This is a genomic window from Marinomonas foliarum, from assembly GCF_003337275.1.
Classification (GTDB): Bacteria; Pseudomonadota; Gammaproteobacteria; order Pseudomonadales; family Marinomonadaceae; genus Marinomonas; species Marinomonas foliarum.
In genome coordinates this window covers 1-20,136 of the sequence record NZ_QPJQ01000030.1, presented here as the reverse complement: position 1 = coordinate 20,136, position 20,136 = coordinate 1, and the positions used below count along the sequence as shown (strand labels likewise).

Sequence of the window (20,136 nt, the reverse complement as noted above, 5' to 3'; positions counted from 1 at the left end):
GTATTCATGATGCTTGTCCTGTTATTTGAAAATGATTTGATTTAAATCAAGCTTGCCTTACCTACAGCAAGGGACAGGCCAATTATTAGTTAAATTTATACTATTGATTTTAAAGGAAAAATTTTCGTCTTTGCATGAAGTGTAAAAAAGGTTTACGATTTTCTCACTTTTAGGTGTAAACGAGGTTTACGATTTTGACACTTTCCCTGATGTTTGAAGCGGCCATGCTGGTGACCAGTGTGTGCGGCGTCTTGGTCGCGGTCTGGTTATTGTGGCGAGCCAGAAAACAAAGTGACCTACAAGCCTTGGCAGGTTTTGCCATTATGATGGCGATTTGGTGCTTTGGGCATGTGGTCTTGTTCCAAGGCTACGAGCAAATTGGCATTCATATCATTCTCGCCAACCCACTGATGCCGGCCTTCTTTTTACACTTTGCCATTCGTTTTGTGAACTCTGTTCCCGTTAAAGAGCCGATGCTTGAGCATTTATATCGTGCGGTGCCTTGGTTTTATCTCACTAGTTTCGCAGTGGTGTTACAGAGTTGGTGGATAGGCGCGGGCGATGCTATCAGTACCTTGGATACACGTTCCTTTTTTATTTTTACCGAGGCCGGGGTGTGGAATCTCGCTTATACCGTGTTGATCGGCATCTTGGCTCATGGTGTTTTGCTGTTTGGTTGGTATCGTCATTCTGGCAACAAGAAACGATCGATTCTCGCCATGTTTGGCGTTGGTGCGTGGGGCTTGTTGTTGGCGACCAGCTTTGTGTTTCCTTCTTTCGGCATTAGCTGGTTCCCTTACCCCATGTTACTGCTGCCGACGTATCTACTACTGCTGGTTTATGCAGTAGTTCGTTATCAGATTTTATCGGTTAATGCGTTCGCTAATCGGGCCTTGCTTTGGGTCGCCATGATGTTGGTGATTCTCTGTGTGATCGCGGTAATTAGTGTGGTGTCTGGCCGTATCGGTTTGCAGGCGCTGGCCAATGTACCCAGTTGGCAACTCTGGTTGTATTCCTTGCTGATCTTGGTGGTAGCTGCGCTGATATATCAGCCCTTGAGTCGCTTAATTTCTCGGCTGATTTATCCCGGAGCCTCATTAAATGAAGCGGTATTAGATACTTGGTCAACGCAATTGAAAGAGGCTCAGTATTGGACAGAATTGACAAGTGTTGGTGAGCAGTTACTTTCGCGACAAATAAGACAAAATGTAGCGATTCAATTGCAACACGGCGATCACTCGGTAGATGAGCAGAATAATGCATTGGCCATACAAGTGTTTCGATCGGAGTCTGATTGGCACTTTGTATTAATCGGTTGGGAAGATGCCAGCCCAGGTATGCGTTTGACGGCGGAAGTGTTTGCGTCTTTATTCACGACCAGTTGTGGTTTGCTTGAACGTTCGTTGGCCCTGGCGGTAGCCGAACGAAAACGCATGGACGAACAGCATCTGGTCGAGCTGGGGAGTTTATCTGCAGCGATGGCCCATGAGCTGCGCAATCCTCTGAATATTATCTCCATGGCGGCTTATGACGCACCAGCCGAAACGCGCCAGCATATTCAAACTCAGCTAAAACGTGCGGATCGTTTGGTGAGCGATATGTTGGTCTATTCCGGTAGTTTGTCATTGCAAATTGTTGCCACACCATTGCGATCATTAATTGCTAGCGTACTGGCGCAAGCCCAGCTAGAAGGTGTGGCGTTTGAGCTAGATATCGATGAATCGATTGAGCTGGATGCTGACCCCCAACGACTACAGCAGGTGTTTATTAATCTCATTGATAACGCCGTGTCTTTTTTGCGTAATAGGCCAGATGGCAAGTTATTTATTGAAGCCAAAGAACAAGGCCAGCAGATCGTTATTCAAGTGCATAACAACGGGCCTGCAATCGACACAAGCATGCAAGGCGAAGCTTTATTTCAGCCATTTGTGACTAAGCGAGCAGGCGGTAGCGGCCTAGGTTTAGCCATTGTGCGCCGTATTGTTGATGCCCATGGCGGGAAGATTCAGCATCGTTCTAATTCGACATGGCCTGTGACCTTCAAGCTTATTTTACCTCGCCATTTTTCTGGCACTGCTATTTCAAACAGAGAATTCCATGACTCAAAATAAAATATTACTGGTCGATGACGAACCTGCTTTTCGTGAACTGGCGAGCCGCTGGTTGGCTAATCAAGATTATCACGTGAAAACGGCGGGCAGCCTAGACGAAGCGCGGAATGCTTTGGCGTCGTTTGATGCGGACCTGATTCTCTTGGATCTTTCCATGCCGCCGAGTTTTGATCCACAAGTCACCTTGGATGCTATGGACGAATTCGCTGGCCGCCCAGTGATTATTATCACAGGTCACGCAGATCGAGACTTAGCATTAAAAGCCATTGAACTTGGAGCATGGGACTTCATTGCCAAGCCGATTGACCCAGATATGTTAGCGGTAGTAGTACGTCGAGCGATTATCAAAACCACTTTAGAACGAGAGCTGACTCAGCTAAAAAAAGTCAGTCATTCTTCCCAAGGGGCGTCGGCGTATATTGGTCATTCAATCAGTTCGCAAAAGGTCAGGGCGCTGGTGGAACGAATCGCTCCGACAGATGTGCGGGTCTTAGTGACTGGGCCATCAGGTACGGGCAAAGAAGTGATTTCCCGCACCTTGCATGACTTGAGTCATCGCGCGTCCAAGCCGTTTGTTTCTGTGCATTGCGGTGCTATCCCTGCTGATCTATTGGAAAGTGAGTTGTTTGGTTATGTGAAAGGCGCGTTTACTGGGGCAGAAAAAGACAAAGTTGGTTTGTTGAGTTTGGCCGATGGTGGCACTTTATTCTTGGATGAAATTGGTGAAATGCCGCTGGCCATGCAGGTTAAGCTGCTGCGAGTGCTGCAAGAAGGCACTTTCTTTCCTGTGGGCGGTCGAGAGCAGAAATACATCGACATTCGGGTGATTTCCGCAACCAATGCAGATTTACTTGAAAAGGTTCGAGAAGGCAGTTTTCGAGAAGATCTGTATTACCGCATTAAAGGCGTCAATATTGAAACCCAAGCGTTGTCGGAGCGACTCGAAGATGTTCCAGTATTGCTGCAGTCATTTCTACAGCGTTTGCAAAGTCAGCAAATTAAACCGTTACAGCTCAGTCCTGAGGCGATGCAATGGTTTCGAGATCAGTCATGGCCAGGTAACGTCCGTGAATTGAAAAACGCCCTAGAAAGTGTTGCGTCTATTTGCCCACAAGGGCAAATTACCGTGGAAGACATTCAGCTGCTTTATCCTAGTGGCGAAGCCGTTCGTAAAACCACTGCGAACTCGCCGATAAGTGATGCTTCGTTAGACGAGCAAGTTCGAGATCTTGAGATTCGGCTGATTAACCAAGCCTTAAAAAAAAGCCAAGGCAACCGCACCCAAGCTGCTAAGCAATTAGGGATTTCCCGACAAGGGTTGATTAAGAAAATCGAGCGCTATGGGCTGTAGGCGAATATTGGTACCAATGAAGCATCAGCCTTGCTTTTTAAGCGACTCGGTAAGGTGACTTAAAAAATACCTTACGATAACGGGTAATTTCCTTCTCGACATGATTTGTACTTGAAGGCTGCGTTGAGCCAATGAAGGATCGCGGATCGGAAGAATAACCAGTCCATCATTCTGAGCACGTCTAGCAACCGTCAATTCACCACATAATGCAATGGCATTGTCACTCTCGCAAACAAAAGTATATATGGCTCCTACAGAGCTGCTAGACAACGCTGGGATGACTTGCACACCTTCAATATGACAAGCTATTTCGAACAAGTAACTCAGTGTTGTTCCTGGTTCAGATGTTGCGATGGGATACTCGGTTAAATCCCTTATGCTGATTTCTTGCTGACTAGCTAAAGGATGCTTTTTTGAGAGCAAAGCCACAACTGGAGAAGGGACTTGCAGAGAGACCTCAACACCTTGCTCAGGTTGTAAGTTAAAAGTAAATGCGGCATCTACACTGCCGTCTCTCACCAGTTGTGTGGCTCTACTTGAGTCGACGACCTGCAAAGAAAATCGAGCGCTAGGATACTCCAAACGAAATTGTGTAATGATATGGGGAAGAAAGTCCCAAGCCATACCTTCTGGGCAGGCCAGTGCGATAGATTGCTGCTGGATATTGCTTATGCCCTTCATTTCCGACATCACATTTTTAAATTCCAATGTATTGCGTAGTGCATAGGTATATAAAATATCGCCAGCTGGCGTGAGTGCCATCCCTCGTGCTTTACGCTCGAATAAAGTCAGCTGAAGCTTTTCTTCTAATTGGGCTATTTGTCGGCTGATTGCAGAGACGGCAACGTGCATTTCTTCTGAAGCAGCAGAGAGTGATCCTGTTTTAGCAACCGCATGAAAATATTTTAACGAGATGTCATTCATAAGCTTTCTATTTTATGGAAGGTTTTGTTGTGTATTTGATAATTGTTGTAAAGCTTATTACAACTTAAGCTAAATACCATAGCAAATTCTTGTATTTTGGAGAGGTAATGTCTCAAGTAGTTAGTCAAGATAGTCGTGAAGTAGCCTTACAGCAAGCGGTTGCAACCATTATGAACGGCCAGTTTATCGAAACGTTGACGCGTCGAGTAGCGTTTGCATCAGAAAGTCAAAACCCAGGTGCCAGTGCTGAACTGATGAAATACTTAACAGACGAAATTCAGCCAACGTTAGAGAAATTAGGTTTTGAGTGCGAAATCTTTCCAAACCCCATCGCGTCTTGTCCGCCACTACTAATCGCTAAACGTATCGAAGATGAGTCTCTACCTACGCTGTTAACGTATGGTCATGGTGATGTTACTAATGGACAGATAGAATTATGGCAGGCAGGTACTCATCCTTGGGAATTATCGCAGATCGGAGAAAAGATCTTTGGGCGTGGTACAGCGGATAACAAAGGTCAGCATACGATTAACCTGTTGGCGCTCGAATCGGTATTGGATGCTCGTCACGGTAAGTTGGGCTACAACGTTAAAATACTATTTGAGATGAGTGAAGAGGTTGGCTCTAAAGGTTTAGAGCTCTTTTGTCGTGAGCAAAAAGAATCGTTAAAAGCGGATCTGTTTTTAGCATCTGATGGTCCGAGATTGAACGCACAAACACCGACTATTTTTCTGGGATCTCGCGGTGTTTGTCAGTTCCGATTGCGTTGTGAAACCGGTAATGGGGCACGTCATTCGGGTAATTGGGGCGGTGTTATTACCAATCCTGTGACACGTTTGCAGCACGCACTTGCTAGCTTGACGACAGCGAGTGGACGAATCACTGCTGAGTGTTTACGAGCACCGTTACCAAGTGGTTTGACTGCTGAGATGATGCAAGCGCTAACCGTTGGTGGTTATGCTGGCGACCCAACATTGAATGATCAATGGGGGGAAAAAGAGCTTACCGCGGGCGAACGATTATTCGGTTGCAATACACTAGAAGTCATCGCTATTGGCGCTGGCGATATCAACAAACCTATTGGCGCGATTCCTGATGTTGCCGAAGCGGTGTGCCATTTGCGTATAGTACCGGGCACGGATTGGCAAAACCTTGTCTCTAATCTGACCTCTTTTTTAGAAGAGCAAGGTTTAGGAGATGTGAAAGTTGTTTACGAAGGTGGCTATAACGCAACTCGCTTAGATCCGACTCACCCTTGGGTTGGTTTTGTTAAGAGCTCGATGGAGGCATCGCTGGAACAGAACGTAACGGTTTTACCTAATTTAGGCGGTACGATTCCAAACCATTGTTTTGCTGATGTATTAGAGCTACCGACTGTGTGGATGCCACATTCTTATCCATCTTGTAAGCAGCATGCACCTGATGAGCATTTACTGGAAAGTGTTGTTAAGCAAGGGTTAGCAGCCGCGGCAGGTTTATTCTGGGATCTGGGTGAGCAGTGGCCTAAGTAAACGTCTTTGTGTATTTAAAACGGTGGTCCAATGAGGCCACCGTTTTTTTTGTGGCAAAGCTTATGGCAAAAAAAACGCCACATTAAAGTGGCGTTAGCAAAGTAAAAGGGGGCGTTTTTCTAATTGATTTTGAAATGTCTACGTATGCCAAATAAAGCGAGTAGGCTAACGAAGCTCGTGAATAATAAGTAATAGCTTGGTGCAAGCTGGTCACCTGATGCACTGATAGACCAGACAAGTAAGAAGGGCGTGAAGCTACCAAAAAGTGTCGTGCTGATGTTGTAGCTCAACGCCATGCCTGTAGCTCTGACTCGTGTTGGAAACATTTCCGACATCAAAGCTGGTAGGCCACCAAAATACATAGACTTCAGCACACTCAACCAAAATAGAACGCTGGCAAGCATGATCAAGGTTGGTTGAGTCGACAATATGAAAAAAGCTGGCCAAACGGTTAGAAAGAAAAGAACACCTGCACCAATCATAAGACGAGTACGCCCAATACGGTCGGACAGAATGCCAACGAAAGGTGTGAGGAACATGAGCACGGTGTAGCTGATCAGTGTGCCACCGTAACCAATAGAATTACTTAAACCAAGGTATTTTGTGGCATAGGTCGGCATGAAAATGATCGAGTAAGTTACTGATGTAGACAGTATCATGGCGCCTATATTGAATAGAATGCCCAGCTTGTTATTGGCGAACAATTCTATCAGCGGGATTTTTTCTTCTTTTGACTCTGTAAACTCCGTTGTTTCTTCAATATGTCTGCGAATGTATAAACCGACGGGTCCAATTAATAGGCCGAAGAAGAAAGGAATACGCCAGCCCCAGCTTTCAAGTTGGCCTGTAGTTAAAGTTGTTGTTAGCAACAAGCCAAACCCTGCACCTAATAAGCCGCTAAGCCCTTGGCTTGCGAACATAAAGCTAGAAATAAAGCCTTTACGTTCTGGGTAATGCTCAACCAGCATTGCTGTTGCGCTACCAAACTCCCCGCCTGCAGAGAAGCCTTGTAGAAGTCGAGCAAGCAAAATACCGAGAGGAGCTAATAATCCAATTGTTTCATAGGTAGGCATAACTGCAATGAGAAAGGTCCCTGCCATCATTAACCAAATTGTTAGCAACATGGCTGCTTTACGTCCCACTTTGTCCGCATAGCCGCCGATAACAATGGCGCCAATTGGGCGAATAAGATACGACATAGCGAAAGCGAAAAGCGCTAGCATCAAGGATAGCGTTTCGTTATCTGTTGGGAAAAAGAGCTTCGAGATGGTACTTGCAAAAAATGCGTAGACAATTAGATCAAACCATTCCAACGCATTACCGATAGACGACGCGACAATGAGTTTTAGTAACTTTTTATCTGCGGGTTTCTTAGTGGAGGCTTCAACGCTCCCCACATTGTAGGTGTCTGACATTAATATGGCTCCATAGCTTTTATATTGTTTATAAGTCTTTAATCGATACTAGGGAATGATAAGGTTTTGCACAATTATTCATTTATTAAAACTTCTTTGCTTATATTCGAAAGTATAAAGAGCCATTTTGGGGCGTAACTGCGCGTAATGTGATTTTTAAGGCTGCTTTTGTGTGTTGATGCTCAATATTCATTAGAAGGATAGGAGGGAGTGTTGATGAAAGGATCGGGCTCATGTTTAAAGAATGAGCCCGGTAAGTAGAAGGTTAGAGGTCTGTTACGTCACACGAAATGACCCCATCTTGAACTCGGACGGAAATTGCATCGCCTTTTTCAACTTCATGAATAGAGCGAATAACTTGCTTGTCTTTTGATGCAATGGCATAGCCTCTAGCCAAAGTATTAAGCGGGCTGACGAGGTTGAGTTTGTCTATAAGACGAGCAAAGGCGGTTTGCTTGTTGGCTAGTGTGTTGCTTAATGCGCGAGCAAGGCGGGCATCTATGTCTTTGAGCTTTTGTCTGTCCTGATCGATACGGCGAGTCGGGCTGTTTCTTTCCAGTCGATGAGCGAGGTTGGCGGTTTGGTTTTGTTGCTCCAGCACCTTGCGTTGCATGCTTTGTTGTAAGCGATGCTTAAGCTGGTCTAGCTGAGTTTGCTGTTGCTCGATTCGCTCCTTTGGATGGCGAATACGCTTGGTCATAAAGTCGAGCTGTTGTTGGCTTTGTTCGAGAATGCGTGACATGCGTCGAACCAGTTGCTTTTCTTGCTGCTCGATTTGTCTAATCAATTGATTGCGGTCAGGGCTTAAAAGCTCCGCAGCGGCGGTTGGGGTAGCGGCTCGAACATCGGCCACAAAATCCGCAATGGTGAAGTCAGTTTCATGACCTACGGCAGAAACAATAGGAGTTTGGGCTGCAAAAATAGCGCGAGCCAAGGTTTCGTCGTTAAAACTCCATAAATCTTCCAATGAACCGCCACCGCGACCGAGAATAATGGCGTCAAAGTGGCCGCTGCCATCGGCTCGCTGTAATTGTCTTAGAATGTTTTTGGCGGCATCTTGGCCTTGTACTAAAGAGGGCAGGATGGTTAGCTCAGTTAACGGAAAACGACGACGAAAGGCGATGATCATATCGCGCACAGCGGCACCGACTGGTGAGGTAATGATAGCAACACGTTCTGGTTGGGTCGGCAGTGGTTTTTTATGCTCTGGTGCGAAAAGGCCTTCGGTTTGTAAGTTGTTTTTTAAGCGTTCAAACGCCTGTTGTAATGCACCTTCACCTGCCGACTCCATGCTTTCGACACTGAGTTGGCAGTCGCCTCTTGGACCATAGAAAGTGACGCGAGCACGCAAGCGAACCATGTCACCATCTTTAGGTTTGAATCGTACGGCTGCGTTTTTACCTTTGAACATGGCGCAGCGGATTTGTGCACGGTCATCTTTGAGTGAAAAGTACCAATGTCCAGAGCCTGGCTTGGCGAGGTTGGATATCTCACCTTCGACTAAAATCCACGGCAAACTGGCTTCAAGTAGTTGTTGTATCTGTCTATTTAGCTGCGATACGGTAAAAGCCGTTTCTTGTGACGCAGAAGTTGTAAAATTTTTCATCAATCTCTCGTGGTTTTGATTTACCGAATGCAACTAAAGGAGTAGAATTACTTGCCATCTTAACACCCTTGTTGGCATTGGAAACTCCCCATTATGTTACGAATCGTGCAAGAAGCTTTAACGTTTGACGACGTACTGCTTATCCCCGGCTATTCCGAAGTTCTTCCTAAGGATGTTAGCCTCAAAACGAAAATCACTAAAGACATTGAGCTAAATATTCCGCTTACGTCTTCAGCGATGGATACCGTTACTGAACATCGCATGGCGATTGCTCTGGCTCAAGAAGGTGGCATTGGCATTGTGCACAAAAACTTGACCATTGAAGAGCAAGCTCGCGAAGTTCGCCGAGTGAAAAAGTTCGAAAGTGGTATCGTTCGTGATCTTGTTACTATCAACCCAGAAGCCAGCGTTCAAGAGCTAATGGATTTGACGGCTGCGAACAGCATCTCAAGTGTTCCAGTTGTTCAGGGTTCCGACCTAGTTGGTATCGTGACAAGCCGTGATGTGCGCTTTGTTAAAGACTTTGATAAAAGAGTCTCTGACATCATGACACCAAAAGATCGCCTAGTGACGGCGCTTGAAGGTGCTTCATCTGGTTCTATCCGCAAGTTACTTCATGAAAACCGCATTGAGAAAGTGTTGATCGTGAATGAGCAATTTGAATTACGCGGCATGGTTACAGTAACCGACTTTAATAAAGCCACGACTTTCCCGCATGCTTGTAAAGACGAACAAGGTCGTTTGCGTGTTGGTGCTGCTGTTGGTACTGGCGCAGATACTGGTGAACGAGTGAAAGCTTTGTCTGATGCAGGCGTGGATATCATTGTTGTTGATACGGCGCACGGTCATTCTAAAGGCGTTATCGATCGCGTTCGTTGGGTAAAAGAAAACTTCCCACACATTCAAGTGATTGGTGGAAACATTGCGACAGCAGAAGCCGCAATTGCTCTAGCTGACGCAGGCGCTGATGGCGTGAAAGTGGGCATTGGCCCAGGTTCTATTTGTACTACTCGTATCGTTGCTGGTGTGGGTGTTCCACAAATCAGTGCCGTAGCGAATGTGGCTGAAGCTATGAATCCTCGTGGTATTCCGGTTATCGCTGATGGCGGCGTACGTTTTTCTGGTGATATCAGTAAAGCAATCGCGGCGGGCGCTAGCGTTATCATGGTTGGTGGACTATTGGCGGGTACTGATGAAGCGCCAGGTGAAGTGGTTCTGTTCCAAGGGCGTTCATACAAAGCGTACCGTGGTATGGGCTCGTTAGGTGCGATGTCTCAGTCTCAAGGCTCAAGTGATCGCTACTTCCAAGATTCCAGCAGTGTTGAGAAGTTAGTACCGGAAGGCATTGAAGGTCGTGTAGCATCAAAAGGCCCAATGGCAGCGGTTATTCATCAGTTGATGGGCGGTGTGCGTTCTTCTATGGGCTACACTGGATCGGCTGATATTGAAACAATGCGTACCAAGACTCAGTTCTCTAAAATTACGGGTGCTGGTATGCGTGAGAGTCATGTTCATGATGTGACGATTACAAAAGAAGCACCAAATTATCACGTGGGCTAATTGCTCTATAATTTGGTGATGAGATGGGGCGTTTAAAACGCCCCATCTTTATTTATTGCTCTTACTATTTTATTGATTACTTCTACGAAAGAGTTATCTCTTAAGTAGAGTGAAAGGAATGGCTAATAATGTCGCAAGATATCCACGCTCATAAAATTCTTATTCTTGATTTCGGTTCTCAGTACACGCAACTGATTGCACGTCGTGTTCGTGAAATCGGTGTTTACTGTGAAGTTCGCGCTTTTGATATGGAAGATCAAGAAGTCATCGACTTTGATCCAAAAGGTATCATCCTTGCTGGTGGTCCTGAATCCGTTCCAGAGCCTGGTTCTCCTCGCGCTCCAGAAGCAGTATTTACATTGGGTGTGCCGGTATTTGGTATTTGTTACGGCATGCAAACCATGGCAGAGCAATTGGGCGGTAAAGTTCAAGGTTCTGAAATTCGTGAGTTTGGTTACGCGCAAATTCGTAAGCACGAAGGTCCTGCACTGTTTGATGAAATTCAAGATCACATTGCAAACAACGGTGTTGCCTTGCTTGATGTTTGGATGAGCCATGGCGATAAAGTGATTGAAATGCCTGAAGACTTCACTTTGATGGCATCCACGGATAGCTGCCCAATCGCAGCGATGGCGAACGAAGCTAAGAAATTCTACGGTGTACAGTTCCACCCAGAAGTAACGCATACGTTGCAAGGTGGTCGCATTCTATCTCGTTTCATCGTAGATATTTGTGGTTGCGACACTTTATGGACGCCTGCCAACATCGCACAAGATGCAATTGAACGCATGCAAGAGCAAGTGGGTGACAGCAAAGTATTGTTGGCCTTGTCTGGTGGTGTGGATTCTTCAGTGGTAGCGGCATTGCTTCATAAAGCGATTGGCGACCAATTGACGTGTGTCTTTGTCGACAATGGCTTGCTTCGTCTAAATGAAGGCGATCAAGTAATGAAAATGTTTGCTGACAACATGGGCGTTAAAGTCATCCGTGTTGATGCGGAAGACTTGTTCCTTGGCAAGCTTGCTGGTGAAGCGGATCCTGAGAAAAAACGTAAGATCATTGGTAATACCTTTATCGAGATCTTCGACGAAGAATCATCTAAATTGGATGGCATCGACTTCCTAGCGCAAGGCACGATTTACCCTGACGTAATCGAATCCGCAGCGGGTAAAACTGGTGGCGCGCACGTGATCAAGTCCCACCACAACGTAGGTGGCTTGCCAGAAGATATGAAAATGGCCTTGGTTGAACCACTTCGTGAGTTGTTCAAAGACGAAGTGCGTAAACTGGGATTAGAACTTGGCCTACCGTACGACATGGTTTACCGTCACCCGTTCCCAGGGCCAGGCCTTGGTGTGCGTATCCTAGGTGAAGTTAAAAAAGAGTACGCCGACATCCTTCGTCGTGCGGACGCTATCTTTATCGAAGAGCTACGCAACGCTGGCTGGTACGAAAAAACAAGCCAAGCGTTCGCGGTATTTCTTCCAGTTAAATCTGTTGGCGTAGTAGGCGACGGCCGCCGTTACGAATACGTGGTAGCACTTCGTGCAGTTGAAACCATCGACTTCATGACAGCTCGTTGGGCGCATCTGCCATACGAACTGCTAGAGAAAGTGTCTGGTCGTATCATCAACGAAATCGAACACATTTCTCGCGTGACTTATGACGTATCGTCCAAGCCACCTGCTACTATCGAGTGGGAATAATCCTCCTGAGTTAATAGTTTAATCAAACGGCTCTCTTTATAGTAAGAGGGCCGTTTTTGTATGTGTTGGCTGTTTAAAAAAGAATACCTTTCACCTGAATGTCCTGTTATCCTTTCTGTGAAATAGTCGGGGGGCCAATGCATTGGCTGAGATCGAAAGAGACCCGCAGAACCTGATTCAGTTAGCACTGGCGTAGGGAACTATTTGCACTTTGTCTCTAGCCGAGCAATAGCGGCTATCTTTATGTGAGTTAGGTCTTCGACCCTTTCTCTAGTATGCCAAAGTCAGTTCCTATACGTCTTTAATAGGAGCGATAATGGCATCATCTACACAGCAACATCCCCAACAAGCCGCGTCAAAAAATATCCCTGTTGTGCTTACCATCGCAGGGTCGGACAGTGGTGGTGGTGCGGGTATTCAAGCGGATATTAAGGCTATGTCTGCTACGGGTAGCTTTGCCTGTTCGGTTATTACCGCCATAACCTCGCAAAATACACTAGGTGTTTCCGCCATTTTTCCTATCCCGCTGGATCATGTCGCGAGTCAATTAGATGCTGTTTTTACTGATCTCAATGTTGCCGCCGTGAAAATAGGCATGCTGGCTGATGTCAGTATCATCAAGGTCGTGGCCGCTAAGCTGCGCCAATATCAGCCGCAACATGTCGTGATTGATCCGGTGATGGTGGCGACGAGCGGCGATTTATTGCTAAAACACTCGGCGATCTCCGCGTTAAAAGAGACGTTACTTCCCCTTGCTGACATTGTTACACCCAACTTGCCTGAAGCCGCAGCGTTAACCAATCGCGCCGTACCTCAATCCGAAGTCGAAATGAATGACATGATGGCGGACTTGCGTGCATTGGGGGCAAAAGCGGTCTTGTTGAAAGGAGGTCATTTAGAAACGGACGAAAACAGTAACGACCTTTTGATCACACAAGACGGCTTTGAGTTATTAAGCGCTAAACGCTTGTTCACAAAAAATACCCATGGAACAGGGTGCACGCTTTCTTCTGCGATTGCTTCTTACCTTGCTCAGGGCAATAGCCTGCAGCAATCCGTTCAGTTAGGTAAACAGTATATTACCGGCGCGATTGCCCACGCGGATGAGTTAGATATTGGTCAAGGCCATGGCCCAGTTCATCACTTCTTTGCAGGCCATCAAGATGTGCGTTAATAGCATCGGCATAAAAATTCGCCATGGGAATCTGCAATTCAGAGGTAGCTCGGCATCGACTTTAGCCGGTGTGAACATGACTATTCCGGCGAAGCAGTGGACGGTGCTGCTAGGTCGCAGTGGCAGTGGTAAAACGACGATATTGCGTTATCTTGCTGGTCTACTAGACGATCAAGTGGAATGGCAAGGTGAGATTGAGGTTAGTGGCAATGACGTATCTGCTGAGAACATAGTATTACATGACCATATTGCGTATATGGCACAGCAAGATTTGCTCCTTCCTTGGTTAAATGTGTTGGATAACGTGTGTTTAAGCTCACGCTTTTCCAGTGTCGCTCCTAACAAAGAGCAGGATAAGCAGCGTGCGCTGAGTTTGCTTGAGCAAGTCGGCCTTGCAGATAATGCCTATATGACTCCCGCCCAGCTGTCTGGAGGAATGCGTCAACGCGTGGCGCTTGCTCGTACTTTAATGCAAGACAAACCACTGGTGTTGATGGACGAGCCTTTCTCAGCCCTTGATGCGGTTACTCGGCACAAGTTACAGACCTTGTCCGTCTCCTTGTTAAAAGGCAAGACCCTTGTATTGATCACTCATGATCCGCAAGAGGCTGTGCGCTTGGCCGACCAGTTGTATGTTCTTCAAGGTACGCCCGCCCAAGCCCAGCAGTTGGATGTTCCTGAGTCGTCGCCCCCTCGAAAACTCGATGCTGAATGCGCTGCTTTGCAACAAGCTATTTTGGATCAGTTGGAGAAAGACTATGAGTGATATGGCTCAGTACCATTCTGTGTCGACACGCCTTAGTAAGAAAGAGCGTATTACGTATTCGGCGCTACGGTTGGTGATCAGCACGGCAGTGATTCTTGGTCTTTGGCAAATTGTGGTGGTGGCTTTTCAGATGCCAAGCTTTATTTTGCCGTCGCCAATCGCGGTGCTCGATCGTTTAGGAACCCGCTATGATGTGCTGCTCAAGCATACTTGGGTTACCGCGCAAGAAATTTTGCTCGGTCTCGGTTTAGGGTTAACCATGGGCTTATTGTTTGCCTTGATGATGTTGATGTTTCAGCCGCTTAAGCGTTGGCTGCTCCCCATACTCATTGCTAGCCAAGCCATTCCTGTGTTTGCTATCGCGCCCGTGATGATGCTCTGGTTAGGCTATGGCATCGCCTCAAAAGTGGTCATAGCGGCCATTATTATCTTCTTTCCGGTGACTACCTGTTGTTATGACGGCTTGCGCAACACACCTATCGGCTATTTAGATCTTGCGAAAACCATGGGTGCCTCGAAATGGCAATTGTTGCGACACATTCAATTTCCTGCAGCCTTGCCTACGCTGGCCTCAGGCATTCGTGTTGCCGTTGTTATTGCGCCGATCGGCGCGGTGGTTGGCGAATGGGTAGGGTCAAGTGAAGGATTGGGCTATCTGATGCTGCAAGCGAATGCGAGGATGATTATTGATGAGATGTTTGCCGCTTTATTTATTCTCGCGGTGCTCTCGATCACTCTGTACTTCACCACCGACATAGTATTGAAAAAAGCCATCCCTTGGGAAAATAAATAGAATCATTAAAGGAAAAAATCGATGAATAAAAATACATTGCTGAGTGCTATCGCTCTGTTCGCGGTGCTAGTTTCGAACAACGTTATGGCAGCAGAAAAGAACCTAACATTAATGCTCGATTGGTTTGTTAATCCAGGTCATGGCCCGATCATTATTGCTAAAGAGCGCGGCTACTTTGAGCAGGCAGGTCTGCAGGTGAAGATCGAAGAGCCTGCTGACCCAAGTACGCCAGCTAAATTAGTTGCTGCTGGTAAAGTGGATTTGGCCGTGTCATACCAACCAAATTTAACAATGGATGTGTCTGCTGGTTTACCTTTGATCCGTGCTTCAACATTGGTCGCGACACCGTTGAATACTTTGTTGGTGCTTGATAATGGTAAGAACGACTCCCTTGCTAATCTAAAAGGTAAGAAAATCGGCATCTCTATTTCGGGTAACGAAGAAGCCACCCTTAGCACCATGCTTGGGCAAGAAGGCGTTAAATTTTCTGATGTAAACATTATTAATGTGGGTTGGGCGCTCTCGTCCTCACTTGCCTCAGGCAAAGTGGATGCGATTTGGGGTGGTTTTCGTAACTTTGAAATCAATCAGCTCGCGCTAGAAGGTTACAAAGCCAAAGCCTTTTACCCAGAAGAGCACGGTGTGCCTTCTTATGACGAGTTGATCTTTGTCGCCAACGCCAACACCTACCATAAAGAAGACATAGAAGCCTTTAATAAGGCCATTCAACAAGCAACAACCTACATCGTCAACCATCCAAGTGAGGCGTGGGAGCAGTTTGTTGCTTACGCCCCAGATACGCTTAATAACGAGTTAAATAAGCGCGCTTGGAATGATTCCTTGAGCCGCTTTGCGCTACGCCCAGCCGCGGTAGATTTTAAACGCTATGACGATTACGCCCAGTTCTTGTATGACCATCAAATCATTAATACGTTGCCGAAAGCGAAAGATTACGTACCGACTTTTGACTAATACCTAAAGCACCTTACTTTAAGAGATTTGTAATATGAAATACCAAGATTTGATCGCCGCCTGTCAGGAAGATTGGACCGCCTACACAGAACACGCGTTTGTGCAGCAGTTAGCAAAAGGCACTCTTGAGCAACCGTGCTTTTTGCATTATCTAAAGCAAGATTTCTTGTTTCTCAAGCAATATGCCCGTGCGTATGCCTTGGCAATTTACAAAGCGCGTACGTTAGAAGATATGCGCCGTGCCTTGCCGACTGTGTATAACCTGTTAGATTCAGAAACCGCTCATCATGTGGAATATTGCGCACAATGGGGATTAACAGAAGCGGATCTTGAAAACGAAGCGGAAGATTTTGGTACGGTGGCCTACACCCGTTATGTATTGGATGCGGGTATGACTGGCGATTTAGTCGATCTTTATGCGGCGTTAGCGCCATGTTCTGTTGGTTACGGTGTGATTGGTAAACAGCTACTTGAAGATGAAAGTACCGTCATTGAGGGTAACCCTTATGCGAGCTGGATTGAGCTTTATAGTGGTGACGACTACCAGTCGAGTGTTATGACAGGGATGGAGCACTTTAATAAGCTATTGGCCGAGATTGATATAAACAGTCAGCGTGGACAGAATTTAGTTGATGTATTTAAGACGGCTACCCGCATGGAAATCGCCTTTTGGCAACAAGGCTTAAACGCTAAGTAAGATTGACAGGAGTATGAAGATGTTAGTTGAACAAATCACTCAAGCACTTACTGCCGTAAGAGAGCAAAAGCCTTTAGTAGTAAGCATTACCAACTATGTGGTGATGAACAATACGGCTAATGCACTGTTGGCCATTGGCGCGTCTCCCATTATGGCGCATTCTAAGCAAGAAATGGCAGAGATGATGGCGTTTGCTGGGGCATTGGTGATCAACATCGGTACGCTAGATAGCGCTTGGATTCCACGTATGACGTTTGCTGTCGAACAAGCCAATGCGAATGGCAAAGTGGTCGTACTTGACCCCGTCGGTTGCGGAGCCAGCATATTGCGGACTGACACCTCTCGCGAAATAGCGCGCTTGGCCGATCAACTGATTATCCGAGGCAACGCATCGGAAATCATCGCACTGGCCAACGAACAAGCAAAAAGCAAAGGCGTGGATGCACTAGATAGCAGCGATACCGCACTGAGCGCGGCGCATTTCTTGGTGAAGGAGTATGGCGCCCGTGTCGTTATTTCCGGAGGGACCGATTACATAGTGACAAGTGAGCAAACGGTTAAGCTCAACAATGGCCATGCCATGATGCCTTGTGTGACCGGAATGGGTTGTACATTGAGCGCTCTGACGGCGGCCTTTGCGGCGGTGGGCGAAGAAACCGGTGTGGCGGCTGCAGCTGTGCTTGGTGTTGTCGGAGAAATCGCGGCCGAACAGTCGCGGGGGCCGGGCAGTCTGCAACTAACCATTCTCGATGAATTATACCTGTTAGATGAAGCGACACTAGCCAAGCGCCTGAAGTTGCAAGTTATTAATTCATAAGAGGCTCAAGAGGAGGACGATGAACGCCTATCGCTTATATTTGGTAACTGATGATCAACAAGACCTCGCCACCTTGACGGAAGTCGTTTCTAAGGCGGTAGCTGGTGGTGTGACCATGGTTCAAGTTCGCGAAAAGCATGGCGATGTGCGTGCTTTTATTGAACGAGCTTTGGCCGTTAAAGATATTCTTAAAGGCTCAGGCGTTCCTTTAATTATTAATGATCGAGTAGATGTCGCGCTCGCAGTGGATGCCGATGGCGTTCATCTCGGCCAATCGGACATGCCAGCTAAGATCGCTCGTCAGTTAATCGGCCCTGATAAAATATTAGGTCTATCAATTGAAACGCAAGAACAACTCGCTGAGGCCGATGCTTTGCCGATTGATTACATTGGTTTAAGTGCCATCTTCGCCACACCAACAAAAACCAACACCAAGCATCATTGGGGAATAGATGGATTGAAGTCGGCACTCAAGGTAACGTCTTTACCTATTGTTGCAATTGGAGGGATCCATGAAGGGAATATCCCTGAACTTTGTTCCACCGGTGTGCATGGTTTAGCGCTGGTCTCTGCAATTTGCAGCGCTGATGATCCTAAAGCCGCCGCAGCCCATTTGCTTGAGTTGATGGGATAAGGTTTCACTTGTCGACTGTGGTAGGGGAGGATATTCCTATACTATATCGTTATCAAAACAGCTCTCTTTATCGTAAAGAGGGCTGTTTTTGTTTGTGTTTACTGTCTAAAAAAATCTGGGCACTGTTGAAGTCAAACTAATCAAGATAAGGCGTTAATACTTCCTCAATCCAAGATATAAAAATGCGTACTCGACGAGACAAGTTTTGTCTGTGTGCTACGACAATAGAAACAGGTAAGGGTTCTGATTGTAGGCTTGGTAGTACTTCAACAAGAGATCCGTCGCTTAAAAATGGTTTCAGGCTGGATAGGCCGGCTTGTATCAATCCAAGTCCAGCTATGCCCGCGCCATGGTAAGTCTGAACGTTGTTGACACGCAGTGAGCCGGGGAGGTCTAGGGATTGATAGCTTTGACCATCATAATATTCCCATCCGAATGGACGATTACCTAATGTTGGTGTGTAGTGAACAATGCGATGGCCTTGGCTTATTAAGTCCTCCAGTGTGTGCGGGACTCCGTATTGTTTAAGATACTCAGGGCTTGCTGCATTCACCATTTTTAGATCGCCAAGGTGCCTAGCAACCAGTGTATCGTCGAGAACACCTCCGACCCTAAGTACACAATCCATTCCTTCTTTTATTAAATCCACCCTGCGGTCTGTACTGGAAATTTCGAGTTCAATACCAGGGTACTTTTCCATGAATTTAGGTAATTCAGGAATAATGTTCGCGCGCGCGAATTCTGTTGGTAAATCTGCACGTATTCGACCTTCAAGCAGAGCATCATCCTTTGCAAACATAAGATTGAGTTCTTCTGCATCAGCGAGTAAAGCGCAAGCTCGTAGATAAAAATTTCGCCCGTTTTCTGTGAGTTGAACTTTTCTAGTTGAGCGGTGTAGAAGACGCGTTCCAACCTGAGCTTCTAATTGGCGTACGACATTAGAGGCTCGACCTTTTTGGATGCCAAGGCTTTCTGCGGCGCCTGTGAAACTGCCCATTTCTGAGATACGAATAAATATAGCTAGATTATCAAGGTTTTGCATTGTTTCTCTTTTTGATAACAATGGGTTTTTATTAGGGTGCTTTATCGTAAAAATATCACAAGGTAAAGTGGAATCCTAGAGAGTCAGGCGAGCTGGTTCCACTTATTTGGGAGAATGACATGCGCTATAACCAACTGGGTAATACTGGGTTATTTGTGTCGGAAATATGCCTTGGAACTATGACATTTGGTCCGGTTGGTCAGCAAGGTCTATATCACGATATTGCTGGAATGGATCAGGCGACAGCAGACAGTATTGTGGATTGTTGCTTTTCCGCTGGTGTTAATTTTTTTGATACGGCGGATGTGTACACAAATGGCCACTCCGAGAAAATGTTAGGCCAAGCTTTAAAAAATCTGAACGTGCCTCGTAAAGATGTGGTCATTGCAACTAAGGTCTTTAATCCTTCGGGCAATGGTCCGAATGATAGAGGCGCTTCTCGAGGCCATATTTTGGATTCGGTGGAGGCAAGTTTGGAACGTTTGCAGACGGATTACATCGATCTATATCAAATTCACGCTAACGATCCTGTTACGCCCATTGAAGAAACACTTCGTACACTTGATGACCTTATTTCGCGAGGAGTGATTCGTTATATCGGTTTGTCTAATTGGGCGGCTTGGCGGATCGCGAAAGCACAGGGCATTGCTGAGCGAGAAGGCTTTGCGCGATTTGAAACGGTGCAAGGCTATTTTTCTTTGGCTGGGAGAGATTTAGAGCGTGAGATGGCTCCCATGTTAATGGAAGAAAAGATGGGATTACTGGCCTGGTCTCCTTTGGCTGGCGGACTGCTATCAGGAAAATTTTCACCAGACTCAAAAGGTGAAGGTCGACGTGCCAATTTTGACTTCCCTCCTGTGGATAGGGACAAAGTTTGGGCATGTGTTGATGCTATGCGCCCGATTGCTGCAAAACATGGTGCTTCTATTGCTGCCGTGGCGCTTGCTTATGTATTGAGTAAGGGAACATACGAACAAGTAAGACAATTTTTAGCTGACTTTCAGCTTGTGACAGTATTTCCTCAGAAGCGACATTTAATCACCACTTAACCCACTTG

General features: G+C 46.4%; 17 protein-coding genes and 1 riboswitch. Of the genes, 13 read left to right on the top strand and 4 right to left on the bottom strand.

Annotation, left to right across the window (positions count from 1 at the left end; genetic code table 11):
• The first annotated feature begins 194 nt into the window (after positions 1-194).
• Both DFP77_RS14495 and DFP77_RS14490 read left to right on the top strand, forming a co-directional pair.
• Positions 195-2,111 (top strand): sensor histidine kinase, encoded by a 1,917-nt coding sequence (locus DFP77_RS14495; protein WP_258861176.1) that lies wholly within the window; start codon positions 195-197, stop codon positions 2,109-2,111.
• A complete protein-coding gene (locus tag DFP77_RS14490) occupies positions 2,098-3,462 on the top strand; it encodes a sigma-54-dependent transcriptional regulator (RefSeq protein ID WP_114412927.1) in 1,365 nt (454 codons plus the stop codon). The genes DFP77_RS14495 and DFP77_RS14490 overlap by 14 nt, the downstream gene beginning before the upstream one ends.
• A gap of 24 nt (positions 3,463-3,486) precedes the next feature.
• Here the strand turns inward: DFP77_RS14490 and DFP77_RS14485 are convergent, their stop codons facing one another.
• Positions 3,487-4,386, bottom strand: coding sequence for a LysR family transcriptional regulator (locus tag DFP77_RS14485; RefSeq protein ID WP_114412926.1), 900 nt, complete (start codon positions 4,384-4,386; stop codon positions 3,487-3,489).
• 107 nt (positions 4,387-4,493) lie between these two features.
• Between DFP77_RS14485 and DFP77_RS14480 the strand changes: the two genes are divergently transcribed.
• Positions 4,494-5,897 (top strand): M20 family metallopeptidase, encoded by a 1,404-nt coding sequence (locus DFP77_RS14480; protein ID WP_114412925.1) that lies wholly within the window; start codon positions 4,494-4,496, stop codon positions 5,895-5,897.
• 119 nt (positions 5,898-6,016) lie between these two features.
• Here DFP77_RS14480 and DFP77_RS14475 read toward each other — a convergent pair whose 3' ends face one another.
• A complete protein-coding gene (locus tag DFP77_RS14475) occupies positions 6,017-7,312 on the bottom strand; it encodes an MFS transporter (RefSeq protein WP_114412924.1) in 1,296 nt (431 codons plus the stop codon).
• Between the two features lie 265 nt (positions 7,313-7,577).
• Entirely contained in the window at positions 7,578-8,918 is a 1,341-nt protein-coding gene (gene xseA, locus DFP77_RS14470) for an exodeoxyribonuclease VII large subunit (RefSeq protein ID WP_114412923.1), read from the bottom strand.
• Positions 8,919-9,011: 93 nt separating this feature from the next.
• Here xseA and guaB point away from each other — a divergent pair, with 93 nt between their 5' ends.
• From guaB to thiE, 9 genes are all read left to right on the top strand, one after another.
• A complete protein-coding gene (gene guaB / locus DFP77_RS14465; protein WP_114412922.1) occupies positions 9,012-10,478 on the top strand; it encodes an IMP dehydrogenase in 1,467 nt (488 codons plus the stop codon).
• A 128-nt stretch (positions 10,479-10,606) separates the two neighbouring features.
• Positions 10,607-12,184 carry a glutamine-hydrolyzing GMP synthase gene (gene guaA, locus DFP77_RS14460; RefSeq protein WP_114412921.1) on the top strand — a complete coding sequence of 526 codons (1,578 nt, stop codon included), beginning with the start codon at positions 10,607-10,609 and terminating at the stop codon, positions 12,182-12,184.
• 117 nt (positions 12,185-12,301) lie between these two features.
• A riboswitch (TPP riboswitch) is annotated at positions 12,302-12,400 on the top strand.
• A gap of 100 nt (positions 12,401-12,500) precedes the next feature.
• The gene (thiD, locus tag DFP77_RS14455; RefSeq protein ID WP_114412920.1) at positions 12,501-13,358 is read left to right on the top strand and encodes a bifunctional hydroxymethylpyrimidine kinase/phosphomethylpyrimidine kinase; all 858 of its coding nucleotides are present in this window, start codon (positions 12,501-12,503) and stop codon (positions 13,356-13,358) included.
• Positions 13,312-14,124 (top strand): ABC transporter ATP-binding protein, encoded by an 813-nt coding sequence (locus DFP77_RS14450; RefSeq protein ID WP_258861175.1) that lies wholly within the window; start codon positions 13,312-13,314, stop codon positions 14,122-14,124. The genes thiD and DFP77_RS14450 overlap by 47 nt, the downstream gene beginning before the upstream one ends.
• Positions 14,117-14,917, top strand: a complete 801-nt coding sequence (locus DFP77_RS14445; protein WP_114412918.1) for an ABC transporter permease — start codon at positions 14,117-14,119, stop codon at positions 14,915-14,917. The genes DFP77_RS14450 and DFP77_RS14445 overlap by 8 nt, the downstream gene beginning before the upstream one ends.
• 21 nt (positions 14,918-14,938) lie before the next feature.
• Positions 14,939-15,889 carry an ABC transporter substrate-binding protein gene (locus tag DFP77_RS14440; RefSeq protein WP_114412917.1) on the top strand — a complete coding sequence of 317 codons (951 nt, stop codon included), beginning with the start codon at positions 14,939-14,941 and terminating at the stop codon, positions 15,887-15,889.
• Positions 15,890-15,923: 34 nt separating this feature from the next.
• A complete protein-coding gene (tenA, locus tag DFP77_RS14435; protein WP_114412916.1) occupies positions 15,924-16,586 on the top strand; it encodes a thiaminase II in 663 nt (220 codons plus the stop codon).
• 19 nt (positions 16,587-16,605) lie between these two features.
• A complete protein-coding gene (gene thiM / locus DFP77_RS14430; RefSeq protein ID WP_114412915.1) occupies positions 16,606-17,403 on the top strand; it encodes a hydroxyethylthiazole kinase in 798 nt (265 codons plus the stop codon).
• 19 nt (positions 17,404-17,422) lie between these two features.
• A complete protein-coding gene (gene thiE / locus DFP77_RS14425) occupies positions 17,423-18,037 on the top strand; it encodes a thiamine phosphate synthase (protein ID WP_114412914.1) in 615 nt (204 codons plus the stop codon).
• A gap of 136 nt (positions 18,038-18,173) precedes the next feature.
• Here thiE and DFP77_RS14420 read toward each other — a convergent pair whose 3' ends face one another.
• The gene (locus tag DFP77_RS14420; RefSeq protein ID WP_114412913.1) at positions 18,174-19,079 is read right to left on the bottom strand and encodes a LysR family transcriptional regulator; all 906 of its coding nucleotides are present in this window, start codon (positions 19,077-19,079) and stop codon (positions 18,174-18,176) included.
• Between the two features lie 119 nt (positions 19,080-19,198).
• On the opposite strand from DFP77_RS14420, the gene DFP77_RS14415 reads away from it, so the two are divergent.
• The gene (locus DFP77_RS14415; RefSeq protein ID WP_114412912.1) at positions 19,199-20,128 is read left to right on the top strand and encodes an aldo/keto reductase; all 930 of its coding nucleotides are present in this window, start codon (positions 19,199-19,201) and stop codon (positions 20,126-20,128) included.
• The last annotated feature ends 8 nt before the right edge of the window (positions 20,129-20,136 follow it).

Bases quoted from the DNA above. Each gene is read 5' to 3' on its own strand.
- DFP77_RS14490 (WP_114412927.1), top strand. From the start codon at position 2,098: ATGACTCAAAATAAAATATTACTGGTCGATGACGAACCTGCTTTTCGT.
- DFP77_RS14485 (WP_114412926.1), bottom strand. From the start codon at position 4,386: ATGAATGACATCTCGTTAAAATATTTTCATGCGGTTGCTAAAACAGGA.
- DFP77_RS14480 (WP_114412925.1), top strand. From the start codon at position 4,494: ATGTCTCAAGTAGTTAGTCAAGATAGTCGTGAAGTAGCCTTACAGCAA.
- DFP77_RS14475 (WP_114412924.1), bottom strand. From the start codon at position 7,312: ATGTCAGACACCTACAATGTGGGGAGCGTTGAAGCCTCCACTAAGAAA.
- xseA (WP_114412923.1), bottom strand. From the start codon at position 8,918: ATGAAAAATTTTACAACTTCTGCGTCACAAGAAACGGCTTTTACCGTA.
- guaB (WP_114412922.1), top strand. From the start codon at position 9,012: ATGTTACGAATCGTGCAAGAAGCTTTAACGTTTGACGACGTACTGCTT.
- guaA (WP_114412921.1), top strand. From the start codon at position 10,607: ATGTCGCAAGATATCCACGCTCATAAAATTCTTATTCTTGATTTCGGT.
- thiD (WP_114412920.1), top strand. From the start codon at position 12,501: ATGGCATCATCTACACAGCAACATCCCCAACAAGCCGCGTCAAAAAAT.
- DFP77_RS14450 (WP_258861175.1), top strand. From the start codon at position 13,312: ATGGCCCAGTTCATCACTTCTTTGCAGGCCATCAAGATGTGCGTTAAT.
- DFP77_RS14445 (WP_114412918.1), top strand. From the start codon at position 14,117: ATGAGTGATATGGCTCAGTACCATTCTGTGTCGACACGCCTTAGTAAG.
- DFP77_RS14440 (WP_114412917.1), top strand. From the start codon at position 14,939: ATGAATAAAAATACATTGCTGAGTGCTATCGCTCTGTTCGCGGTGCTA.
- tenA (WP_114412916.1), top strand. From the start codon at position 15,924: ATGAAATACCAAGATTTGATCGCCGCCTGTCAGGAAGATTGGACCGCC.
- thiM (WP_114412915.1), top strand. From the start codon at position 16,606: ATGTTAGTTGAACAAATCACTCAAGCACTTACTGCCGTAAGAGAGCAA.
- thiE (WP_114412914.1), top strand. From the start codon at position 17,423: ATGAACGCCTATCGCTTATATTTGGTAACTGATGATCAACAAGACCTC.
- DFP77_RS14420 (WP_114412913.1), bottom strand. From the start codon at position 19,079: ATGCAAAACCTTGATAATCTAGCTATATTTATTCGTATCTCAGAAATG.
- DFP77_RS14415 (WP_114412912.1), top strand. From the start codon at position 19,199: ATGCGCTATAACCAACTGGGTAATACTGGGTTATTTGTGTCGGAAATA.